This window comes from Exiguobacterium sp. U13-1 (genome assembly GCF_001750115.1).
Taxonomy (GTDB): Bacteria; Bacillota; Bacilli; order Exiguobacteriales; family Exiguobacteriaceae; genus Exiguobacterium_A; species Exiguobacterium_A acetylicum.
This window is the reverse complement of sequence record NZ_CP015731.1, coordinates 1234299-1257240: the sequence shown is the minus strand read 5'-3', so window position 1 is coordinate 1257240 and position 22942 is coordinate 1234299. Positions and strand designations below refer to the sequence as shown.

The following is a 22942-nucleotide window of genomic DNA, read 5'->3' as shown; positions in this document are numbered from 1 at the left end:
TTAGATCATATCCTCATCTTTGAATGATTTTGAACGCTTGAACTGAATGACGGCAATCGTCATGATGAAGAACGACAACACAAGCGTGATCGCTGCTGCAAATCCATACTGTGGGTTCGCGCCTAGTGATAATTTGTAAATCCACGAAATCAAGATATCCGTTCCACCAGCCGATTGACCCGGTACTGCCGGTCCACCGTTGTTGAAGAGATAAATGATGTTGAAGTTATTAAAGTTAAACGTATACTGCGTGATTAAAATTGGTGCTGTTGCGAAAAGAATCATCGGCAACGTAATCAAGCGGAATTTCTCACCTGCTGTCGCTCCATCAATTGTCGCTGCCTCATAAAGATCTTCTGGTATCGACTGCAAGATCCCCGTCGTCAGTGTCATGATGTATGGGAAACCTAACCACCACTGGATCCCGATCAAGGCAAGCTTCGTATACGTCGGATCTGTCATCCAGTCGACACCGTCAGTAAGACCAATCGCTGGTAATAACGTCGTATTGAAAACACCGAATGTCTCATTGAACATCGAGCGGAAGATCAAGATCGTAATGAAGGCTGGTACTGCCCATGACAGGATCAAGATGGAACGGAAGAATCGTTTTCCTTTGAGTCCTTTTTGGTTCAGCAAGACTGCAAGTCCGATACCGATCGCGATGACACCCGTCGTCGAAGCGACGGTCCAGACAAGCGTCCAGCCGAGAACGCTGACGAATGTATCACGGAAAATATCGACCGTGAAGATATTCAAGAAGTTTTGGATACCGATCCAGTCAACTAACTTCGCTGGAGGCGAGTTGTTGAATTTGTAGTTCGTAAAGGCAATCAAGAAAGTAAAGATCAACGGTAAGACGACCGTGAACACCAGAAGTACTAATGAAGGAATCAACATCGCGTACGGGAACCCGTTATCGCGGAAGTTCCGTAGTTGCATCTTCAAAGATGGCACTTCAAGGTTCATGTCACGTAACTTACCGATTCGATACGCATCGATAAAGTTCCAGACGTAAATGGCGATACCAAAGACAAGTAAAATCAAGGCAATGATGCCCTCGACCATCAGAAAGATCGAGTGATCCCCTCTTACGCCTGGTACCTCACCGAGTGTAATCAAGCCCCAGATCGCTCCGCGATCGCCAGGACCATTTCCTGCTCCTTTAAAGAACAGTTCAAAGTTGACGAGAAAATATGATAGTACGACGACAAAAAATGTCGCGCCTTTAAGGAATTGTTTATTATATAGTTGTCCTACTCCTGGAATGATCGACATCAGCGCCGCAATCGTGCGGTGGTTCGTCTTTTTTTCAGGCGTTGGATTCGTCGGGTGTGGTGTTGCAATCGCAGCCATCGTCCGTTCTCCTTTCCAAAGGTCATGTCTGACCTCAGGCTTCTCTTCCAACCATAAAGATGAGGGGGAATCCAAGATCCCCCTCTCTTTATCTCTTTTTCATGGATTCACGCGTTCCATTTACGCTTATTGATTGTTTGCTTCGATTTGTTGCTTAATTTGTTTGACAGCATCATCAGCTGATTTTTGTGCATCTTGTTTGTTTGTTGCAACAAGCTGAAGTGCTGCTGCCATTGGTTCCCAAACTTGACCCATCTCAGCGATGTTTGGCATTGGCACACCGTTTTGTGATTGTGCGAAGACTGCTGCTGCGACTTCGTTATCCTTGATTGCTGCATCTTCTTGAAGAGCAGTGACTGGTGGGATCTCATTGTATTTTTCGAACATTGCTTTAGCGTTTTCTTCACCTGTGAGTGATGCCAAGAACTTCTCAGCCCACTCTGCATTTTCCGAGTATGCTGAAATCGCGTATGTTTTTACACCAACGAATGTTTTGATTGGCTCACCGTTTGGAAGTTTCGGAAGTGCTGAAGCTCCAAGATTGATGCCTTTTTCTTTATAGCTCGCAACTGCCCATGGACCGTTCATGACAGCAACAGCTTTTTTATCACCGAAGAGTTGATCAAGTGCTTGACCACCGCCACCACCGATGAGACCTTTCGGGAAGAGACCTTCTTTGTACCACTTGCCGATGTAATCCATACCTTCGACAGCACCTTCGTTGTTCAAGCCGATATCTGCTGGATCCAATTTGCCGCCGTTGTCTTTGAAGACATAACCACCGTATCCACCGATTGGACCGTGTGCGAAGTAGAAGTTATCCCAAAGCGCGAGGAATCCGTATTTCCCGTCTTTCTTTTGCTCTGTTGAGATCTTGTATAGATCATCCATTGAAGCTGGTGCTTCTTTTAATTCATCTTTATTGAAAAGGAGGATTGGTGTTTCAACTGCTTTCGGATATCCGTAGACTTTACCATCAAACGTTACTGCCGATTTCGCTGTATCGATGAATGGCTCAAGTGCTTTTTCGCCATCCTTGAGTTCCGCGATCAAACCTTGGTCAACGACTGTACCGATTTGGTCGTGTGGAAGAAGCATGATGTCCGGTCCTTTACCTGCTGGTCCGTCAAGTGCTACTTTCTTCTGTTGATCCGTCATCTTGACTTCTTTAACTTCAACTTTGACGCCTTCTTTTTCTTCGAACGCTTTAGCTGCAGCTTTAGTTGTTTCAGCTTTTTCAGTGTCTTCCCAGATGACGATCTTGCTTGGTTTTTTACTGCCTGAATCTGAAGATGATGATTCAGAATCCGATCCACCGCCACATGCTGCAAGAGCACCGATTGCCATGACAGATACAGAAAGACCTGCTACGAATTTTTTCATTTCCATGATTGAAATTTCCTCCCCAAGTTAACTTATGAATGATAAGTTTTAATGCACAACGTTTGCATAAAGGCACAACCATTTTCTCATGATAACAACCGAGTGGTTGTAAGTGTTTTATGAAAACGTTTGCATCACCTTTACATTTTTATTATACAATCTAAAATCCTTTTGACAAGTCCTTTTATTCAATTATTTTCTTACATTTCAAAAACTTTTTATTTCTATTTTCATTATTTGAATCAAATACCAGTTCAGAGAAGCAGTAAAAAAGAAAACGTTTTCATTTTTATATTTTGCACAATATGATGCAAACGATTGCATTAGACTCTCGACTTTTATCAGGAATCCTTGATTTCACGGGATTGCAATTGACTTTAAGAAAGCGCTTTACTATTCTTAGGTCGAAGACATAATCAATACGATGCAAGCGATTGCGTTAAGGAGTGACTGCCATGTTCAAAGAAGCTGTGTTCCACCGTGCGATGTCTCCATTCGTCTATAAGTACGATGAGCGAACAATCCACATCCGTTTACAAACGAAAAAAAATGACGTTGATCGCGTCGATCTGATTTGGGGCGACCCATACGATTGGCATACTGAAAACCCAGATGCTGCCGATTGGAACTTCGATCCCTCAAAATCAAACTACTGGAATACATTTGAAACACCGATGAAGCGAAGTGGATCAGATGAGTTATACGATTACTGGTTCATCGATGTTGTTCCTCCCTTCCGTCGTCTACGATATGGTTTCCGTCTCCATGACGGTGCAACAAGTCATGTATTCACGGAACGTGGCTGGTTCGATGAAAAACCGCTCGATGATACAGGCTACTATTTCTGTGTTCCTTTCCTTAATGCAGTCGACGTATTCACTGCACCAGATTGGGTCCAGGATACAGTTTGGTATCAAATCTTCCCAGATCGCTTTGCAAACGGCGATGCGACGAATGATCCAGCTGGTACACTTCCATGGAATAGTACAGCACCGACAACGACGAATCTTTTCGGTGGAGATTTCCAAGGAGTCATCGACCACATCGATTATCTCGTTGAACTTGGTATCACTGGTATTTACTTCTGCCCGATCTTCTTGGCGAAATCGAATCATAAATATGACACAATCGATTACTTAGAAATTGATCCACAATTCGGTACGAAAGAGAAATTCAAGGAAATGGTCGATCTGTTACACGCACACGGGATTCGCATCATGTTAGATGCCGTTTTCAATCATGCCGGCTTCCACCATAAAGCATTCGCTGACATCCGTGAACATGGTAGTCACTCCACCTATAAAGAGTGGTTCCACCTGCGTGATTTCCCGCTCGTGACAGAACCATTGCCGAACTACGATACGTTTGCTTTCGTACCTGAGATGCCGAAATTCAATACCGAGAATGATGAAGTAAAGTCTTACTTGCTCCACGTCGCTCGTTACTGGGTCGAAGAATTCGGAATCGATGGCTGGCGACTCGACGTCGCCAACGAAGTCGATCACGCATTTTGGCGTGATTTCCGTCAAGTCGTCAAGGAGGTCAACCCTGACACGTATATCCTTGGTGAAATTTGGCATGACTCACAGGAATGGTTGCTCGGTGACCAGTTTGACGCCGTCATGAACTATCCATTTACGAATGCCGCCTTGAACTTCTTTGCCTTAGATAAGACTAAAGCAACTTCGTATGCGAACGATATGTCGCATGTATTGTTCTCAAACACGATGAATGTCAATGAAGTAACCTTTAATTTGATCGGTTCTCACGATACACCGCGTGCATTGACGCGTGCAGGGAATAATAAGAGTAAGTTACGTCTCTTGTTACTTTCGATGCTGACGTTCTCGGGCAGTCCTGTCATTTATTATGGAGATGAAATCGGTCTTGATGGGGATCAAGATCCAGGCTGCCGGAAATGTATGCCGTGGGATCCAGAGGAGCAGGATCAGGAGTTATTCGCCTATACGCGACACTTGTTGCAGCTTCGAAAACAACATAAGACACTTGCGAACAAAGGACATATCTCTTTCGTTCACGCGAATGATGAGACAAATACGATCATCATGCGTCGCATGAGTCCGGAAGGATTGTATTATATCTATTTCAACAACTCAGATGTTTCTGTTTCGTTGACCGCTCCACAAGCTGGTCGGGGGCTTGATTTATTGACGAACACGCACCAGCAGACGCTTGATGTCTCTCTCCCTGCGTATTCGGGAACGATCGTTCAAGTCTTATAACCATCTAAAAGCCTGGACACTTACCTTCTATAAAGAAGTTTTGTGTCCAGGCTTTTTTCTTCTGTATCCGTTCTCCAGGATAGAAACGAGTTAATGAATGCTTGCGAATTAGGGTATAGGGTACAGAAAGGAGGATATCCTCCATGGAAATTTTCTTTTACGCCGGTCTCATCCTCATCGGCTTGTTTACGATCAGTTACTTGAGTGAACGATTCCACGTCCCAAGTATTCTGGCCTTCATCTTGATCGGAATCGTCCTTGGCTTCTATTACGACCCTCCCGAAGAGCTGAAACTCGGAGGAGAAGCGGGCATCATCGTCTTATTCTTTTTACTCGGTCTAAAATTTTCAGTGGCGGACTTGCTGATTCAGCTCCGTTCCATTTGGAAAGCAGGAGTCATCGATATTCTACTTTCGTTCGGTGGAACAATCCTGTTGACCCTATCGTTTGGCTTTTCAGTCGCCGAATCGTTTTTGATCGGCTGTGTCTTGTATGCGACGAGTTCTTCGATTTCTGCTCGGCTACTCGACCGTGAACCAGATAAACACCAAGACGTGAATCGCTTCGTGCTGTCCTTACTCGTCTTCGAAGATTTGATGGCACCAATCTTACTGACGACGGCTCCGTTCGTTTTAGGGACTGAGACGTTCTCGGTTGCCAAAATCAGCATCATCTTTCTCGGGTTCGCCTTCTTCTTCATTGCTCTGATGATCATGACGTTGTTTATTCGAAGACGTGGACGGTTAGTCGATTCCCTCTATCGACACCCGGATGCTGGAATCGGGATCATCGGCTTAATCTTATTGTTTTCTGGAATTGGAATCTTATTTGGTCTATCCGAAGTACTCGGTGCCTTCATCATCGGTATTCTGTTAACCGAACTGGATGAGACGCGTTATCTTAAACGGCTAGTCACTCCGTTCCAAGACTTATTATTACCCTTGTTCTTTATCACGTTCGGAATGTCGTTCGAGTTGACTGAGGGGTTACCCATTGATCTATTTTTCTTCGCTCTTGTCATTTGGGGAGTCGTCTCGAAATTCTTAGTCGGTTATCTCGGTGGAAAATCGTTCGGTCTATCCAATTATCATGCGATCGAATCAGGCTTTTGTCTTGGACCACGCGGTGAATTTTCGATTCTATTCATCACGCTCGCTAGTGGCGCATTCGTGACGTTGACCGGAATTTATATTTTTGTTTCCGCTTTTCTTGGAATCCTATTGTTCCGTATCTCTACTGCCTTAACGGATCGTACACATGCGACCGCACGAAAAATCAAAAAGAAATTGAAGTGAAAAAGACGTCGGCGCATCGTGCGATTCCGACGTCTTTCTTCTATATATGTCTTCGATTCATCGTCCGACAAAAACAGGGCGTTTTTTTTCGATGAAGGATTCAACAGCATGAAGATGGTCTTCCGTTTTCCCAGCGCGTGACTGGTAGATGATTTCTTGAGCAAGCATTTCCTCCAAGTTATTTTCATAACTCGCTGCCTGTAGCTGCTTGATATATCCGATTACTTTCGTCGGACGATCCGCCAGTTGACGAGCAAACGCTGTGACCTCTTCTACAAATTGCTCTGATTCGATGCTTCGTGTCGCAAGGTTGAGCGAAACAGCTTCGTCTGCTGAAATCGTGTCACCGAGTAACGCAAGCTCTGTTGCTTTTGCTGCACCAATTAGCCGAGGCAAGAAATACGGAGCACCCGCATCTGGGACAAGTCCGATATTAATGAACCCAAGCGATAATTTCGCTTCCTTGTCGACTAGTCGAAAATCACAAGCGAGCGTGAGTGATAACCCAGCCCCTGCCGCTACACCATTGATGGCAGCAATCGTCGGTTTCTTCGATTTAGCGAGTGCACGAACGACAGGATGATAATACTGTTGTAAATATTCACCATGATCGAGCTCAGGTGAGACAGTTTTCAAGTCTTGACCTGCACAAAACCCACGTCCCTCGCCTGTCAAGACGATGACACGTACTTCCTCATCCTGATTCGCTTCTTCTAGAGCGTCTGCTAACTCCTCCAATAAATTCGAAGTTAATGCATTCAGTTGTTTCGGTCGAGCAAGGGTTAACGTCGCAACCTGATCCTTGACGGCATAATTCATTTCTCGTTTCATCGGATTCCCCTACCTTTTAAAAATGAATGATTGTTCATTATGATGTATTCGTGATATTTTATGAAAATCCTTTTAAATCTCTTTTTTTTTAATGAAACACAAAAAACCCTCTTTCATTATGAAAATCGAAGGCGTATAGTTTCAAAAAGATAAAGAAACACTATTCGTTTTATGAAACAAAGGGGATTTATTTTATGAAAACAGTCAAGCAACCAAGCTTATTCCACATCACGTGGCCATTATTCATCGAGATTGCATTGCATATGAGCCTTGGGATCATTGCAACGTTGATTTTAAGTTATTACTCAGATAGCGCTGCTGCGGCAGTCGGTGTATCCAATCAAATTTTGAACATCTTCATTATTCTCTTTAACATTACCTCGGTCGGTGCAACGATCATCATTGGTCAGTACCTCGGTGCAAGAAAAACACAAAACGCTCGTCAAACTGCTCGTTCTGCTTTTGCGATTAACTTGTATACCGGTCTCATCGTTTCTCTGACCGTCGTATTGTTCGGAAGACAACTCCTTGGATTTTTCTCATTAGAAGGAGAGACGCTCGTCTATGGCGAAACGTTCATTAAGATCGTTGGTCTATTCCTTTTCTTAGAAGCCATCTCTCTGACACTCGGTGCGATTCTCCGGAGTCATGGATTCACGAAAAATGCTATGTATGTCACGCTACTCATGAATTTCGTTAGTGCTTTTGGTAACGTCATCGCTGTTCTTGGACTCTTCGGCATTCCCGTTCTCGGTGTTGCCGGTGTCGCCTGGTCGATCGTCATCGCTCGGACAATCGCTGTCCTTGTCTTATTCTTCGTCGTTTACCGGAAACTCTCATTACGTTTTAAAGTAAAAGACTTGATTCATTTCGACCGGGAAGATGTGAAACGGATCATGAACATCGGAATCCCATCTGCCGGTGAAGGAATCTCATATCAATTTTCACAACTCATCATCACAGGATTCATCGCAACGATTGGTGAAGCAGCATTGTCCGCTCGTGTGTATGTATCGAACATCACAATGCTTTGTTTCCTATTTACACTTGCGATCGCGCAAGGGACGCAACTTCTCGTCGCACGCCAAGTTGGCGCTCAACAATTTGAACAAGCATATGGACGTGCTGTGAAAACATTGAAAATTGCCGTCTTCGCAAGCTTCATCTCAGCTGTCGCTCTCGCTTCATTCGGTTCATCGATTCTATCAGTGTTCACATCGAGTCCTGAAATCATTGCAATCGGTATCCCACTACTCTGGGCAAGCGTCATTCTTGAACCAGGTCGCGCGATGAACATCGTACTCATGGGAACTCTTAAATCGGCAGGAGATGTCCGTTTCCCTGTCGCCATCGGTATTCTATCGATGTGGGGAATTGCGGTCGTCCTCAGTTATACACTTGGTCTTGGTTTCGGTCTTGGTTTACTTGGAATCTGGATTGCCTTCTCTGCTGACGAATGGTTCCGTGGCATTTTCGCCATGAAACGTTGGCACGGACGGAAATGGGTCCAATACTCACTCGTCAAAGGAGAAACACATGAGCAAAACGAACGTCGAGAGGCTTCTGAAGCAGTCTAAGATTGACTTCGAATCCCTCACTTATCCTGTTGATCTTGATGATTTATCTGCTGAAGCCGTCGGTAGAAAGATTAATTACCCCCTTTCGACCATTTTTAAAACCCTTGTTTTGAAAATGGTCGAAAATAAATATGTCTTTGTCGTCATTTCGGGGGAAGAAGAACTCTCTCTTAAGGCAGCAGCTAAAGCATTGCATTCGAAAAAAGTCGCGCTTGTTCCGATGAAGGAGTTAGAAGACCTGACTGGCTATATTCGAGGTGGTGTCTCTGCCATCGGTGCTAAGAAGAACTTTCCGGTTCTTTTATCGGATCGTGCTATCCATGAACCATTCATCATCGTATCCGCCGGAAAACGTGGACATCAAGTTCGGTTGAATCCTCATGATTTTTTATCTTTCACTCAGGGGATTCTCTTTACGAACGGCTGAATTCCATCTCCTAATTATGGTATGATGAGTAGTATCGATTAAGTGGCAGGAGGAATCATTTTGTGGAAAGATCGTGTTCGTAATTCAATACCCAACCTATTTACGTTCGGAAATCTGTATTGTGGTTTTTTAGCCATCGTCATGGCGGCAAAAGGTGATTTTCAAAATGCCACCTTACTAATCGTCATCGCGATGATGCTTGATAGTCTGGACGGACGTCTTGCTCGGATGCTTGGTGTAGCAGGCGACTTCGGAAAAGAACTGGACTCATTAGCAGATATCGTGACATTCGGTGTCGCACCTGCAATGATGGCCTACTATACGTATTTCTATGAATTCGGAGAAGTTGGTTTACTAATTTCTGCTCTGTTCCCGTTGTTCGGCGCATTCCGTCTTGCCCGGTTTAATTTATCGGCAACGAATGTGGCATCTGCTTATTTTTCAGGTGTACCGATTACGGCGGCAGGTGGTATTTTGGCCGTTGTTACGTTGTTTAGTGGACGAATGAACGACTTGATGGTTCCACTTGTCTTCACAGGTCTTGCCTTCTTGATGGTCAGTCGTGTCAAGATTCCAAGTTTTAAAGACATTCCCGTTCCGCGCCATACGTTCGTCATCACCTTTACATTGCTATACGTGACGTATGTCATGATTGCTCGTAGCAATGAATGGTCGACGTTTTGGTTCGTTGCTGTTCCGTTGTATATCGCGTTTCTCCTTTTCTCGTTCATCAAAAAGAAGAAGCAAAAGCAACATTCAAACGGATGATGGTAGGAAGTGGTCCGGTTTCTCTTGCGAGAAGCCGGACCACTTTTTTTATAGGACCGCTTCTCCCTCGCTCGTTTTCAAGATATATGGGTATACTTATGACAGAAGCTATTTTGGAAATGGAGGAATGTCACGCATGGAGCAGTTTCATAAACGTCTTTGGATTTTCTTTTCAATTTGGTTCACCATCGGCTTGATCTTAGTTGGTTTTTCGTTACTCCCCCCTTGGCTCGAGTGGGCCAATGCCGTCTTTTTATTCGCTTCCGGCTTATACGCAGCACTCTATTTTTGGCATATCTTACCGAAGGGTCGTCTTGTCATCCCCTTCATCTTCTTTGGTTCGATCATCATCGAGTCGATTGGGGTCCATACCGGTTGGCCGTTTGGAACATATCGTTATGAGTCGGATTTCGGTGTTCAATTATTAGGTGTGCCGATTACGATCGGGGCTGCATGGCTGTCGGTCATGGGGGCGAGTCTCGCTTTCTCCCGTTTGTTTTCGTTTCGCTATAGTACATTGATCCTCGTTCCATTGTTTGCCGTCTGGCTCGATTTAGCGATTGATCCTGTTGCTGCTAACGTGAAATCGTATTGGCTTTGGCAAGACGGTGGCTGGTATTACGATATTCCGACACAGAACTTCTTCGGCTGGTATGGAACGGCGCTCGTCTTTTCCTTTTTCATCAATCGCTATCAAGTCAAAGCGACGGATGCCGCACTCGAACAAAACAATCAGTATCTCTTTTTGATGTTGCACACTTTATTCGGTGTAACAGCAGGAGTTGCTGGTCTCTATGGCGTCACTTTGGTCAGCTTAAGTGCATTCATCGTCTATTTCATTGTGAAACGAGGGGTTATCGTTGAAAGAAGCAAACAAAAGCAAATTAGCTGAATCCGTATTTCATACGTATGTTGATCATGCTTTGATCCGACGTCATTTCCACCGTGTCTTATATCGAGCAGACGATCTACCTGTCCCTGGTCTCATGCTTGCTACGCACAGTTCTTGGTGGGATGGTATGATTCTTTTTCATTTGGATCAGACCTGTTTCCATCACGATCCTTACGTCATGATTGACCAAGCAGGGCTTGCTCGCTTCCCGTTCTTCTCTCGTCTTGGAGCTTTCTCTGTTGATCGGACATCATTCGCGGATATCAAGACAAGTCTTCATTATGCCAAAGAACGACTTCAAAATGGCAGCAGCGTCTGGATGTTTCCTCAAGGCGAGGAACGTCATCAAGAGGACCGTCCGCTTCGCTTAGCAAGTGGTGCCACACATTTGACGCGTCATACGGATCACGTGTCTCTCGTCGCCTTTTATTATTCATATGGCCATGAACAGCAACCGGACATCTATATCCGGACGCGTCGCTTTCATCCATTACCTGAGGAACGTTCAAGTGCCCAGGCAAAACGACTGACGGCAGAACTAACCGCCTTATACGACGACATTCGAGCAGATGCAATTGCGGAACGTATTGATTTATATCGTTGTATCTCTACACGAAGGGAACCACTTCCTGCGCGAACGGAGCGCTGGTTACGGGCATTTCGGTCATGAGTTGGTTCTTTCTCTTCTTCGCTCTAGCTGTCTGTCTCTATACATGGATCAATTTAGCTTTTTTACCACGATTAACGGATCCCGTTCAACCAGATAGTCTAGCAATCTGCATCCCTTTACGTAATGAGGAGCGTAATGTACGAAAATTATTAGACGCACTAGAACATGCTCTGACACCTGGGATGCACGTTTACTTATATGAAGACCGCTCGACCGATCGGACGCGCGAGTTATTGCTCGATCGGATTGGTCAAGACGACCGTTTTACAGTGATTGATGGTCTTCCCTTACCAACAGGCTGGGCAGGAAAGGTCCATGCGTGTCATCAACTCGCGAAACGAACGACAGAGGACTACTTGTTATTTCTCGACGCTGATGTGACACTGACACCTGATGCAATTTGTCGCTTATACGGAACGTTACGAACAGAACGAGCCGTTTTCCTTTCCGGTTTCCCGTCCTTTCCTGTACCGACGTTTCTTGGAAAGTGTTTGATTCCAATGCAACATGTTCTTATTGCACAACATCTTCCGATTCCTTTTCGCAAGGTGAAGCATCCAGCGTTTGCTGCAGCCAACGGAATGGTCGTTCTCGTCGAACGACGTGCGTATGATCAAGTCGGTGGACATGAAAGTATTCAATCGGCTCTCGTTGACGATTTAGAACTTTGTCGCACATTTAAAAAATACGGATGGACGACGACGCTCGTCGAAGTCGCTCCAGCAGTCTCTTGTGATATGTACGCCACGAATGAAGAGGTCTGGCAAGGTTTTCTAAAGAATGTCTTTCGTGGGATGAACGATTCTTATGTTGTCGGATCATACTTTCTACTCTTTTACTTGGTTCAAGCAAGTGTCCTACCTTATCTCATCCTTCACCCATCCTGGCAGATGGGTGGTGCACTGATTCTTCTTTACTTAGCACGATTCCGGATTGATCGTGCGGCACGAATCCGACATGTTTGGTGGCTCCATCCACTAGCTGTATTCTTTTATGTCATCTTGCTAGCAAGTGCGATGATTCGAAGCTTTAGGAAACGGGAAATCACATGGAAGGGTAGGACCTATTCATAAGGAGGAATCAGTATCATGAAACATATAGCTGTCATCGGAGCTGGTCTTGGAGGACTAAGCGCTGCCATCTCATTAGCTGCAAAAGGATTTCGTGTCACGGTCATCGAGCGCAATACACATATCGGTGGCAAAATGATGCCGATCATCACAGAAGGACATCGCTTCGACTTTGGTCCGAACACGATCACGATGCCGGAAGTTTTTCAATCTGTCATTCTTGAATCTGGTGCGGATCCTGATGAATACTTTACATTCACGAAACTTGAGCGTCACACGGTCAATCACTTTTCTGACGGACGCACCTTAACGTTCTCGTCTGGACGTGAAGCGATGCGGACAGAAGTAGATCGTTTCACGAACGGTCAGTTGGCAAAAAACGATATTACAGGTTATCAAGAAGAAGTGGCGAAGTTGCATACGATTGCAAAACAACAATTCTTTACGAATATAGATTCATTCATCCGCCCTTCCCTCTGGCGAGACATGTTGAAAGTGCATCCCTTCCAAAACCTTCATGGGCTGCATAAGCACTACTTTAAGGATAAAGGGTTGATTCAGGCACTCGATCGTTATGCGACCTATATCGGGAGTAGTCCTTATCAAACACCCGCTACCTTCAGTCTCATCGCTCATTTAGAACTAAATGACGGCGTCTACTTCACGAATGGCGGCAATACAGCAATCGCAGAAGGATTCGCTCGACGTGCAAAAGAACTAGGTGTCGTCTTCCGTCTTGGCGATGAGGTGACACAGATCGAAGTCGTAGATGGACAAGCAACGGAAATCGAATTGAATCATTTGGAATATCTACCGGTCGACTTCGTCGTCATGAACGGCGATTTATTGACACAATATCCACGCCTGATCTCAGAAACGGCACGACCTGATTTTAAAAATCCGACACCTGCTCAAGTCGAACCATCAATTTCTGCCTACGTCCGATGTATCGGTCTCTCACGTCGGATCGAAGGACTAGCTCATCATAACGTCTTCTTCTCTTCGGATTACGAAGCTGAGTTCAAGGCACTCTTTGATGAAAAACGTTACGCTGAGGAGCCGACGATCTATATCTCGAATTCTTCCGTCACAGCACCAGAAATGGGACAAGCGGGTGACAACTTATTCGTGCTCGTCAATGCACCCGCAACGGATACTGGACATGCGATTGATTTTGATACGTATGATCAACTGATCAATCAACGATTGCAGTCATTTGGAATTGATATTTCATCTGATGTCGTCTTCGAACAACGGATCACACCACAGGATATCGAACAAACCTTCTTTGCTTATCACGGCTCGTTATATGGCTTGTCATCCAATGGCATCCGGTCGTCTTTCCTCCGTCCGAGCAACCGTTCAAAGAATGTTCACAATTTGTTTTTTGCCGGTGGATCAACGCATCCTGGTGGCGGTAGTCCAATGGTGACGCTTTCAGGAAAACTAGCAAGTGAACGAATCGTCTCTGCTGTCGCCGCTACCCTGTGAACGTTATGTGAATTGCATATCAATCACTTGTACGGACAACTAAGATTTGATACGATTACTTCGAGTTCAAGAGGTAGTGATTGACCCCACATCCTCAATCAAGCGCAAGGTGACTTCCCCGAGTCAAGAGCGTTGAAGAACTTACTTTTTCTAACCAGCGAAATCAAATGGGACCCACCCATTTCATCACGTGACTCATCGTGTGTCCATTCGCATGACTTACGACGTTCCCCCTTAGATCGTCTCATCCGAATGGTCCACAGATAGCTCGATAAAGAAAAGACCATCCCCGTGGTCGAAACAGACCTATCTCGTAGTCCAGATGTTCGCTCTGGTGTAGAAGTAATCTGAGACTCCCCGGTCTCAGACCATAGAAAAAAGACCTTGGTCCCCGCCAAGGTCTTTTTTCTATGGTCATGTATTAAATCGTAGCAAGTAACTTCATTTTTTGCCAACGGCTGACGTACGCGCGTTTCGTAAAGACGTCATAGTGATTATCCCGCGCTGCATCAAGAATACCGCGGTATAGGAAGGCAGCAGCTTTTAGAGCACGCCGACTCTCACGTGGATATCGTTCAAACGATGGAATCGCCGCGTCATATAGATGCTCTGCTCGAAGGGCAACCTCTTCCCAGAGACCGATGAAGTCTCCTGAAGGACGACCAGCGAGTAACGACTCCGCTGTGACACCGTATGTCTCCATCCATGAATGGGGCAAGTAGATGCGGCCGCGTTTTGCATCTTCACCGACATCGCGCAAAATGTTCGTCAGTTGCATCGCGATTCCAAGATCGATAGCTGATTTACGGAGATCAGGCTGTTGCGGTGCAAGGATGGGTAACAGCATCAAACCGACAGTACTCGCTACGTAGTAGCTGTATTGCTCTGTCTCCTCAAGCGTTTGATAACGATTTTTCTCGATATCCCAACGCATCCCTTCTGCGAGCTCAAGAAATGGTGTCTCATCCATTTCATAACGTTCAAATACATCTGCTAAAGCAATCCATAACGGTTTATCTAGTACTTCGCCATCACGGAATCGTTTGAATTCATTCAAGAAAGCCATTAAGCTCTCTTTTGGTGTCTCTGATTCATCGACGGTATCATCGAGGAATCGGCAAAATGTATAGATGGCATAAACAGCTTGTCGATCTGCTTTTGGTAAGAGTGAGAAGGCTTTATAGAACGTTTTAGATCCGGACTGAATGACTTCCTCACATTTGATATACGCGTTCTGGATCGTCACTGAATTCATGTTTCCACCCCATCTCTTGTTCCATTCGGTTTACGAGTATCGTTGCGCCCATCATGACGACTGGTACTCCTCCACACGGATGCACCGATGCACCGACGGCATATAATCGATCGATATCCGGATACGGTTTTGCCTGTGTCTTTAAGGCAGCGGATTGGCGAATCGTCGGCGCAATCCCAAAACTCCCTCCCTGATACAATCCAAAGGCCTGTGCATCATTCGGTGTACGAATCCTCATTTCTTGTATCTTTTCCCGGAATCCCGGATGATGATGCTCGATTTTTTCAAGTACGGTCTCAACGAACTCTACTTTTTCATAATCTTCTACACCATAGCCACGTGGAGAAGGAATTAATGAATAGACGACGCTATCGTCCGTTCCTGTCAAACTACGGTCAATCTGACTTGGATGGAACAGATAGACTGCCGGATGTTCAGGTAATCGTCCCTTTTTAAAGATATTCGTCATGAGCGGTTCCAAGTCGTTTGGCATCAAAAAGCGATGCACTGGTAAATCGACTTTCCCTTTCATTTTGAAATACAGCAGTAGCGTACCGCCTGAAGGCGTATAGGTTTTAGGTTGTTTACCTTCCACAAGACGTTCCATCAATGGAAACTCTCCATTTAGTACGATTTGATCGAAGGCTTCATGTGTTCCATCTTGTAAGATGATTTCTTTCGCCTGTCCTTGGTCGACAACGATTCGTTCAACGGGTGCCTCGAAGACGAATCGGACACCACGTTCGACTAATGTGTCATACATGCGTTCAGCAAGCGAGAAATAGCCACCTTTTACATACCAGACACCTTCTGCTTGTTCCCGGTACGGAATCAAACCGTAAATCGATGGTGTTGTATAAGGATTTCCGCCGATATAAAATGTCGGGAAACTGTATGCCATGCGCAAATATTTACTCTTGAAGTATCGCTTCAAATGGTCATGTGCAGTTTCTAGAGCATGCATCTGTAATAATGGACGCATCATGTCTGGGTGCAACAACTCTGTCTTTCGACGATAACCACGTTCTAAAAATTTCGATACACTCGTCTCATAATCCTTTTCTTTTTGATGCATGAATTCATAAAATCCACGCCCTTCACCGAATTGACGTTCGATTGCGATCGCTTGATCCACGACATCGGCTACTTTCGTGACGACGGTACCGTCGTCGAAGTGAAGGTCATACAATGGATCGACCCGTTCAAGTTCTACTCCCGTCACGCCGGCTTCTGCCAACTGCTCTTTTAACTTGCCTGGCATCAGGACGATCGTCGGACCTTCATCGATGCGGCCACCTGATTCAAAATCGACGGATCGTAATCGACCACCGACATGCGCTTCTTTTTCAAAAATCGTAATCTCGACTCCGGGATGTCTTGCTGTCAGCAAAAGCGCTGCATGCAGTGTACCGACACCGGCTCCTACGAATCCTATCTTCATGTCCGCACCCCTTCTTTTTTGAGCACAAGTTCTGCCGTGATACGCGCGGATTCGAAGATCGTTGGTAATCCGCTACCTGGATGTGTGCCACCTCCGACGAGATACAGATGATCGAGCTCTTCAAATTGATTATGCGGTCGGAAATACATCATCTGCGTCAACTGATGACCGAGATTGAACGTCGCGCCTTGATGGATCCCCATCGCTTCCCAGTCGTCTGGCGTGAACATCTCTTCGACTTCGATTGCTGCTTCAATCCCTTGATACGGCGAACGCGTTTCAAGGGCGTCAAGAACACGACGACGTAGTTTCGGTCCTTCGATCGACCAATCAAGTTCAGAGTAATTGTTCGGTACCGGCACTAGTACATACATAGCAGACTTGCCTTCAGGTGCTAGCGTTGGATCAATCACGGATGGATTTTGGACATAGAATGAAAAGTCATCAGATAGCTCAAGCGTCTGTGTCATCTCACGAACGTTTTTCTCATAGTCCTCCGCAAAATAAATCGTGTGGTGTGGTGCATCAAACGTCCGGTTGACACCAAAATATAACATGAACGTCGAACATGAGAATTTTTTACGGTCAATTTTTGGTCGGGACCATTTTTTCAAAACCCCTTCCGGCACCAAATGATTCATCGCATGTGCGAAATCGGCACCGATGATGACTTCATCGAATAACTCATGTTGACCTGACTCAAGGATGACTCCTTCGACAGTTTTTCCATTTAAGATCAATTGTTCGACGCCCGCACCTAACTGTACGGTTCCGCCCAGCTCCTCGATCGCACGTTGCATTGCTAGCGGTACTTGATGCATCCCGCCAATCGGATGGTGGACACCGTAAGCATGTTCCATATAAGACAAGATCGAAAAACCACCTGGACATTCCCAAGCTGACATGCCTAAATATTTCGCTTGGAATGTAAAAGAATACTTCAGTTCTTCGCTCGTGAAATAATCGGATAACACGTCATAGAGGGATCGACCGAGCGAAAGACGCGGAAGTGCTGTTAAGACACGTGGTGATAAGTAATCCGTCAGCCGATCGTGACGTGTCTGCAAGATGGGCATGAGTTTTCCAAGCTTAAGTGCTTGCTCTGCCATGAATCGATCGTATCCTTCTCCGTTTCCAGGGAAGTGTTGTTCAATCGTCTCTTTCATCCGGTCCCGATCCGTCGTCATCGTGAACTGCTCCGTTCCGCCTTTGAAATAGAGCGTGTACATTGGATCAAGTGCCTTTAAATCTAAATAGTCTTCTAACCGTAAACCGGCTTCGTGAAAGACGTTTTCTAAAATATGCGGCATATTAAGGAATGTTGGTCCTCGATCAAATGTATAGTCACCTAGCTTAACGGCAGAAGTTCGTCCACCGACTTGCGTTTGTTTTTCGTAAACGGTGACGTCTACTCCTTTTCCTGCTAATAACAAGGCACATGCAAGTCCCCCAGGTCCTGCTCCTATCACTGCTACGCGTCGCTTCACCCAAATCTCTCCTTTTATCTCTCATCGTTTCAACTATTATACTAAGCACATAGTAAAAGCGACAAATTTGAACTGTCTTCCAACTGTAAAAACGCCAGACTTCGCTTAGGAAGTGGCGTTTGCAGTGACGATATACCAGGCACCTTCTTTTAAGAATGGTGTGATCGAAATGTTTTCAAACCCAGCTTTTGATAGATCTTCTTTCAATTCTTCCTTACTCGGTAATGGATACAGATTCTCATGCAACGTCATAAAGGCATTGAATGCTGCTGAGAAAGGTGCGCCATGTGAACTATCACGTAATGGTGTGACGAGAATGACTGTTCCATCATCCTTGACGAAACGACGAACTCCTTCTAATAGTGCAAGTCGTTCCGGTTGCGGGAAGTAATACAAAATATTATTCATCATGACACCGTCATATGTCTCTTTGACATCAAACGTTTTGATATCCCCGACGACAAAATCAATCTCTCCGCTCGTATCTCGCCGTTTTGCTTCGGCGATGACTGATTCTTCAATATCAATTCCGGCGAGTCGTAAGTCCGGCAATGCCTCGTGAATTTTACGGAGATACCCGCCATAGGCACAACCAATATCAAGAAGTGAAGTTAGATTACGATTCCGAATGATGTGACGTACTGCTGGGAAAGCGACAGTCTCAACGAGAGCTGAAGTTTCGGCTACAACGTCTCCATGTTCCTCTCCATTAAAGGTCTTTTGTTGACCCTCTTCTAAGAATTGAGGATAAGAGAATAGTGCTGGTAAGTGCAGCTCCATCATTTCCGATAACATAAATCCGATACTGCGGTCGTCTGATTGAGAGAGTTCCGGAAGAACATGGCGAGTCGCTGTATAGCGTAAATCTTTTTTCTTCAAGTGACCGACTGCGACGCCGACTTCGAACCAGCGGGATAGCGCTTCCTGTGTCAGCGGACGCTGCATCCGTAGCTGTGCCTCTGCTTGCGTTGCTCCTGTTTGAAGAGCATCGAATAATCCATATTTATAACCGATATACCCATGCCAAAGTGGTAACACCGGTTCTGCGCGTTTCATCCATTTCCGTGCCCGGAAAACCTTCGTCCATTCCTTCAACTGTGCCACAAGCGTTCCCCTCTCTACTGTGTAATACATCCCTTTTCCCAAATAACAACCACTTGTAAACAAAAATTACTAACGGACATGACAAAAAGAGTCCTTTTCAACCTATAAGGTCGAAAAGGACTCTTTTGATTCTGTATGAACTTAGAAGAACTTCATACCGTATGGGAGTGAATAACCAAGGAATACTGTCACAAGGACGAGCACGGCGAATCCGATGACGAAACCGGAATAAGCTTTTCCTTTTTTAAGCCGAACAAGTGTCAACTCTCCGAAGATGAGCGTTAGTAATCCTGCTGTGATCTTCGCATGGTAGAGTGGATCTGGGTTTTCAGACATCCCCATGATTTTGATGTACAGATAAAGACCTGTCGCGAACGTCAATAAAAGTAGAAGACGGAACGCCATATGAATGCCTTTTGCGGCTTTCTTATTGTTCTTGTACATCGAAAAGGCGACGAAGAACGTGACCAATAAAAGTACCCAAAGTAAGACGTGTGTGTGAACGAATGCTGTGATTGGCATTTCATTTCCTCCTTTCTTTTCCTATCTCATCGTATCTGATTTCCGTACGAACACCTAGTGTTATTTTGTTGATATATGGTTTTTTCAGGAGATTGTCACATGTGTGGATTGGACGAGTGGGAATTTGACAGTGAAGAGACTTCCTTCCCTTACGACCGATTCCACGTGAATTTCTCCACCATGACCGGTGACGATTTCCTTACAGATAGCTAGACCGAGACCCGTACCACCAATTTTTCGACTATCTGAGTTGTCGACGCGGTAGAATTTTTCAAAGAGACGACTGAGCGATTGTTCTGGAATCCCAATTCCTTCATCCCGAACTTGAAGAATGACTTGATCAAGCGATGTCGTCAGTACGACATCGATCGCACCGCCAGATGGTGAATACTTCACCGCATTATTCAATAAATTATTGAGCAACTGTCTGATTTTTTCTTCATCTGCTTCAATGACGGGTAACTGATCTCCTTCGTGACGGAACGTAATCCGATGAGCTTGTGTCGAAGCTGCATAGAACTGTGTCGTCTCTTCGGCAATCGCATGAACGTTCACCGATGCTTTTTTATACGATTGTGTGCCCGACTCCATACGCTGGACATCTAAGAAATCATTGACGAGATTCGCAAGGCGTTCCGTTTCGGAATGGATCGTCCGTAAATATCGATCTTGGCGCGATTCTTCGATGTCCCGGTTGAGCATGAGCTCTGTAAAGCCGTAAATCGAAGAGAGTGGCGTCCGAAGTTCATGAGAGACGGTTGAAACGAGTTCCGATTTCAAACGATCCATTTCGGTCTCTTTCGTCACATCACGCATGACAAGCATCGTTCCTTTATGCACCTGATGAATCTGGATCACCTCGACATAAAATTGAATGAATACCGTCTCGTTTCGAATCGAGAATTGTAGACTATCCGTCGGTAATTCTCCACGGAGAACTGAATCGACGTATCTGCTGAAGACTTCTGGTTCATCGACGACAGATCGAATGACTTCAAGACATGTTTGAAGCGTTTCTTGCTCCGTGTGGACTCCATATCGTAATTCCGGGAACAGATCGTACAGCGGTCGATTGACGAAGACCTCTTCTTTCCCAGGTTCAAGATAGATGACCGCTTCTCGAATCGAATCGAGAATTCGCTCCGTTTTCGCTTTTTCTTTTGTCATCTCGTCAAATAAACGCATTCGCAAGAGTGATAGTGACAGTTGACGGGAGAAGGACATGACGTCTCGCATCTGTTCATTCGTGAACTGATCGCGGTAGCGGACAAGGTAAATATACGCGATGATATCATCTGCCGTTGGATCGAGAATCGGCACAGCCGTTTCATACATATAGTACGGATACGGTAATGGATGATTGCTTGCGACTTGTTTAGAAGAATGAACTGGGGTCTTAAGCGATTCTGCTCGTTTCAACAGTGACGCATCATTTTGGAGCAACTGTTCTGCCAGTTCATCCGTCATCCCATAAGTGACGACAGAATAACTATCTTCCTCATCCACGAACACCAATGCACCGATCTCCGAATCCGTGATTGTGACGAGCTTCTCGATGATTTCGGGATAAGCGGTCAACGACTCACGTGCCGCAAGTGTCTCGGTTAAATCATTCCGGTACTGGAGATGCTGTTCATTGCGCATCGTCAGCTCTAACGCTTCTTCAAGCTCTTGCTGTTGTGCTTGCAATTCTTCTTGTTGGGCTTGCAGTTCTTCCTGTTGCGCCTGTAATTCTTCATTTTTCGCTAATAAATGCTGCTTGTTCTCGGAAATCGAACTTGCCATCTGATTGAAGGATAACGCCAGAATTCCGATTTCATCTTTACGATTCGGTACTTTGACGCTCGAAACATCTTCACCGTTTGCAAGCCGTTGACTGTTCTTGACGAGAGATAATAATTCCATCGTGATGCGGCGAATAAACGGATAAATAAAGAAAATCAAGATGGCAAGTAAGACGACGATATTCGCTAACCAAATCAGCTGTGTCGTCCGGATTTCCCGTTCCAGCTGGGCGCTCGTCCGTTGTGCCCAATCCTCTAAAAATTCACGATAACCGCCGAGTGCTAGCTCGCTCTTATTGATCTCTGATAGTACATCAATGTTTCCTTGAGCATCTAATTGAATCTTACCTTCAGCTAACAATCGCTGACCAAGTGGCAGTTCAGCAAGTGTTGTTCCTTTTAAGAACGATTCCGTGACATCTCCGGATTCTTTCGCTTTGACATAAGATTGAATAAGCGGCAAAATGGCATCGAAATAATAACCATACAATTCTCTCGAGGACTGGGCGAATGCCTTTCCCTGATCATAAATCGCATTTTTTTCGAACCATTCTGTATCCTGATCAATCTTATCTTGCTGAGCCATGACTTGATTGTACAATTCTCCATTCCCCATCAAGGCATAACCACGCATATTGAACTGGACATCCTGCCACTCTTCCCATAAGGCACCCGCACGTGCACTCCGATCACGGATATCTTCTAATTTCGCCCGAGTCGCCTGCAGTTTCGTATCGGTATAGTTGTAGACGATCAATGATGAAATCATCAATGTAGCTAATACGACATAAAAGGAAGCCATGAGTTGGCGCCCGATTTTTCGATTAATCCACTTGGTGATCACTCAGTATTCCTCCCACGACATCAATCAGTTCTAACGGACTAAATGGCTTTGAGAAAAAGTAATTCGCACCAATCTCTTCCGCTCGTTCGCGGTCCGATTGTTGACTTTTAGCCGTCAACATCATGATTTTTAGATGTTGCTTATCCGGATGTTGTCGGACTTTTTCGATGACTTCAATCCCTGTCATTCCAGGCATCATGTAATCGAGTAAAACGAGATCATATTCAGCGTTCATGATTTTTTGATACGCTTCGTCTCCATCTGTCGCTTCGTCGATCGTATATCCTTCATCTTCTAGTGTATCGAGTACTAACATTCGTAAGACATCTTCGTCTTCTGCTAATAAAATACGTGCCATCTATTAAAACCTCCCAAAATTATCCATCGTCAAAGTGACATATCTTCTTTATTTTACACAGTTCCTTCACAATAAGAAACGGAAATCGCTTCAGAAACTGATTTTCCCTCCTTATTCCTCATCCCTCTTTCGTCCTATGCTAAA

Annotated in this window: 19 protein-coding genes; 9 read left to right on the top strand and 10 right to left on the bottom strand. The window is 45.1% G+C overall.

The window, feature by feature from the left end; genetic code table 11:
* Entirely contained in the window at positions 1 to 1356 is a 1356-nt protein-coding gene (locus ESP131_RS06395) for a carbohydrate ABC transporter permease (RefSeq protein WP_023467408.1), read from the bottom strand.
* 126 nt (positions 1357 to 1482) lie between these two features.
* Entirely contained in the window at positions 1483 to 2739 is a 1257-nt protein-coding gene (locus tag ESP131_RS06390) for an extracellular solute-binding protein (RefSeq protein ID WP_193749045.1), read from the bottom strand.
* Between the two features lie 455 nt (positions 2740 to 3194).
* Here ESP131_RS06390 and ESP131_RS06385 point away from each other — a divergent pair, with 455 nt between their 5' ends.
* Positions 3195 to 4982, top strand: a complete 1788-nt coding sequence (locus tag ESP131_RS06385) for a glycoside hydrolase family 13 protein (protein WP_047396299.1) — start codon at positions 3195 to 3197, stop codon at positions 4980 to 4982.
* 143 nt (positions 4983 to 5125) lie between these two features.
* Positions 5126 to 6277 (top strand): cation:proton antiporter, encoded by a 1152-nt coding sequence (locus ESP131_RS06380; RefSeq protein ID WP_047396296.1) that lies wholly within the window; start codon positions 5126 to 5128, stop codon positions 6275 to 6277.
* A gap of 57 nt (positions 6278 to 6334) precedes the next feature.
* Here the strand turns inward: ESP131_RS06380 and ESP131_RS06375 are convergent, their stop codons facing one another.
* Positions 6335 to 7108, bottom strand: coding sequence for an enoyl-CoA hydratase/isomerase family protein (locus ESP131_RS06375; protein ID WP_029340979.1), 774 nt, complete (start codon positions 7106 to 7108; stop codon positions 6335 to 6337).
* A 194-nt stretch (positions 7109 to 7302) separates the two neighbouring features.
* On the opposite strand from ESP131_RS06375, the gene ESP131_RS06370 reads away from it, so the two are divergent.
* The 7 genes from ESP131_RS06370 (at position 7303) to ESP131_RS06340 (ending at position 14003) form a co-directional block, all read left to right on the top strand.
* Complete coding sequence (locus ESP131_RS06370) at positions 7303 to 8685, top strand: MATE family efflux transporter (RefSeq protein ID WP_029340978.1); 1383 nt, start codon at positions 7303 to 7305, stop codon at positions 8683 to 8685.
* A complete protein-coding gene (locus ESP131_RS06365) occupies positions 8645 to 9112 on the top strand; it encodes an aminoacyl-tRNA deacylase (protein ID WP_047396293.1) in 468 nt (155 codons plus the stop codon). Before ESP131_RS06370 ends, ESP131_RS06365 begins: the two co-directional genes overlap by 41 nt.
* Before the next feature lie 60 nt (positions 9113 to 9172).
* On the top strand, positions 9173 to 9880 hold the full coding sequence (gene pssA, locus ESP131_RS06360) for a CDP-diacylglycerol--serine O-phosphatidyltransferase (RefSeq protein WP_023467401.1): 708 nt from the start codon (positions 9173 to 9175) through the stop codon (positions 9878 to 9880).
* Between the two features lie 136 nt (positions 9881 to 10016).
* Complete coding sequence (locus ESP131_RS06355) at positions 10017 to 10772, top strand: carotenoid biosynthesis protein (protein WP_047396289.1); 756 nt, start codon at positions 10017 to 10019, stop codon at positions 10770 to 10772.
* Positions 10741 to 11442 (top strand): lysophospholipid acyltransferase family protein, encoded by a 702-nt coding sequence (locus ESP131_RS06350; protein ID WP_029340975.1) that lies wholly within the window; start codon positions 10741 to 10743, stop codon positions 11440 to 11442. Before ESP131_RS06355 ends, ESP131_RS06350 begins: the two co-directional genes overlap by 32 nt.
* The gene (locus ESP131_RS06345; protein ID WP_047396286.1) at positions 11439 to 12515 is read left to right on the top strand and encodes a glycosyltransferase family 2 protein; all 1077 of its coding nucleotides are present in this window, start codon (positions 11439 to 11441) and stop codon (positions 12513 to 12515) included. The genes ESP131_RS06350 and ESP131_RS06345 overlap by 4 nt, the downstream gene beginning before the upstream one ends.
* 15 nt (positions 12516 to 12530) lie before the next feature.
* Positions 12531 to 14003, top strand: a complete 1473-nt coding sequence (locus ESP131_RS06340) for a phytoene desaturase family protein (RefSeq protein WP_047396282.1) — start codon at positions 12531 to 12533, stop codon at positions 14001 to 14003.
* Positions 14004 to 14424: 421 nt separating this feature from the next.
* Here ESP131_RS06340 and ESP131_RS06335 read toward each other — a convergent pair whose 3' ends face one another.
* From ESP131_RS06335 to ESP131_RS06305, 7 genes are all read right to left on the bottom strand, one after another.
* A complete protein-coding gene (locus tag ESP131_RS06335) occupies positions 14425 to 15258 on the bottom strand; it encodes a phytoene/squalene synthase family protein (protein WP_029340972.1) in 834 nt (277 codons plus the stop codon).
* Positions 15218 to 16699, bottom strand: coding sequence for a phytoene desaturase family protein (locus tag ESP131_RS06330; protein ID WP_047396279.1), 1482 nt, complete (start codon positions 16697 to 16699; stop codon positions 15218 to 15220). Before ESP131_RS06330 ends, ESP131_RS06335 begins: the two co-directional genes overlap by 41 nt.
* A complete protein-coding gene (locus ESP131_RS06325; RefSeq protein ID WP_047396276.1) occupies positions 16696 to 18186 on the bottom strand; it encodes a phytoene desaturase family protein in 1491 nt (496 codons plus the stop codon). Before ESP131_RS06325 ends, ESP131_RS06330 begins: the two co-directional genes overlap by 4 nt.
* A gap of 105 nt (positions 18187 to 18291) precedes the next feature.
* A complete protein-coding gene (locus ESP131_RS06320; RefSeq protein WP_231925697.1) occupies positions 18292 to 19320 on the bottom strand; it encodes a class I SAM-dependent methyltransferase in 1029 nt (342 codons plus the stop codon).
* Between the two features lie 111 nt (positions 19321 to 19431).
* The gene (locus ESP131_RS06315; RefSeq protein WP_029340968.1) at positions 19432 to 19812 is read right to left on the bottom strand and encodes a DUF1516 family protein; all 381 of its coding nucleotides are present in this window, start codon (positions 19810 to 19812) and stop codon (positions 19432 to 19434) included.
* Positions 19813 to 19896: 84 nt separating this feature from the next.
* A complete protein-coding gene (locus ESP131_RS06310) occupies positions 19897 to 22440 on the bottom strand; it encodes a HAMP domain-containing sensor histidine kinase (RefSeq protein ID WP_047396272.1) in 2544 nt (847 codons plus the stop codon).
* Entirely contained in the window at positions 22421 to 22798 is a 378-nt protein-coding gene (locus ESP131_RS06305; RefSeq protein WP_023467390.1) for a response regulator, read from the bottom strand. Before ESP131_RS06305 ends, ESP131_RS06310 begins: the two co-directional genes overlap by 20 nt.
* Positions 22799 to 22942: the final 144 nt, after the last annotated feature.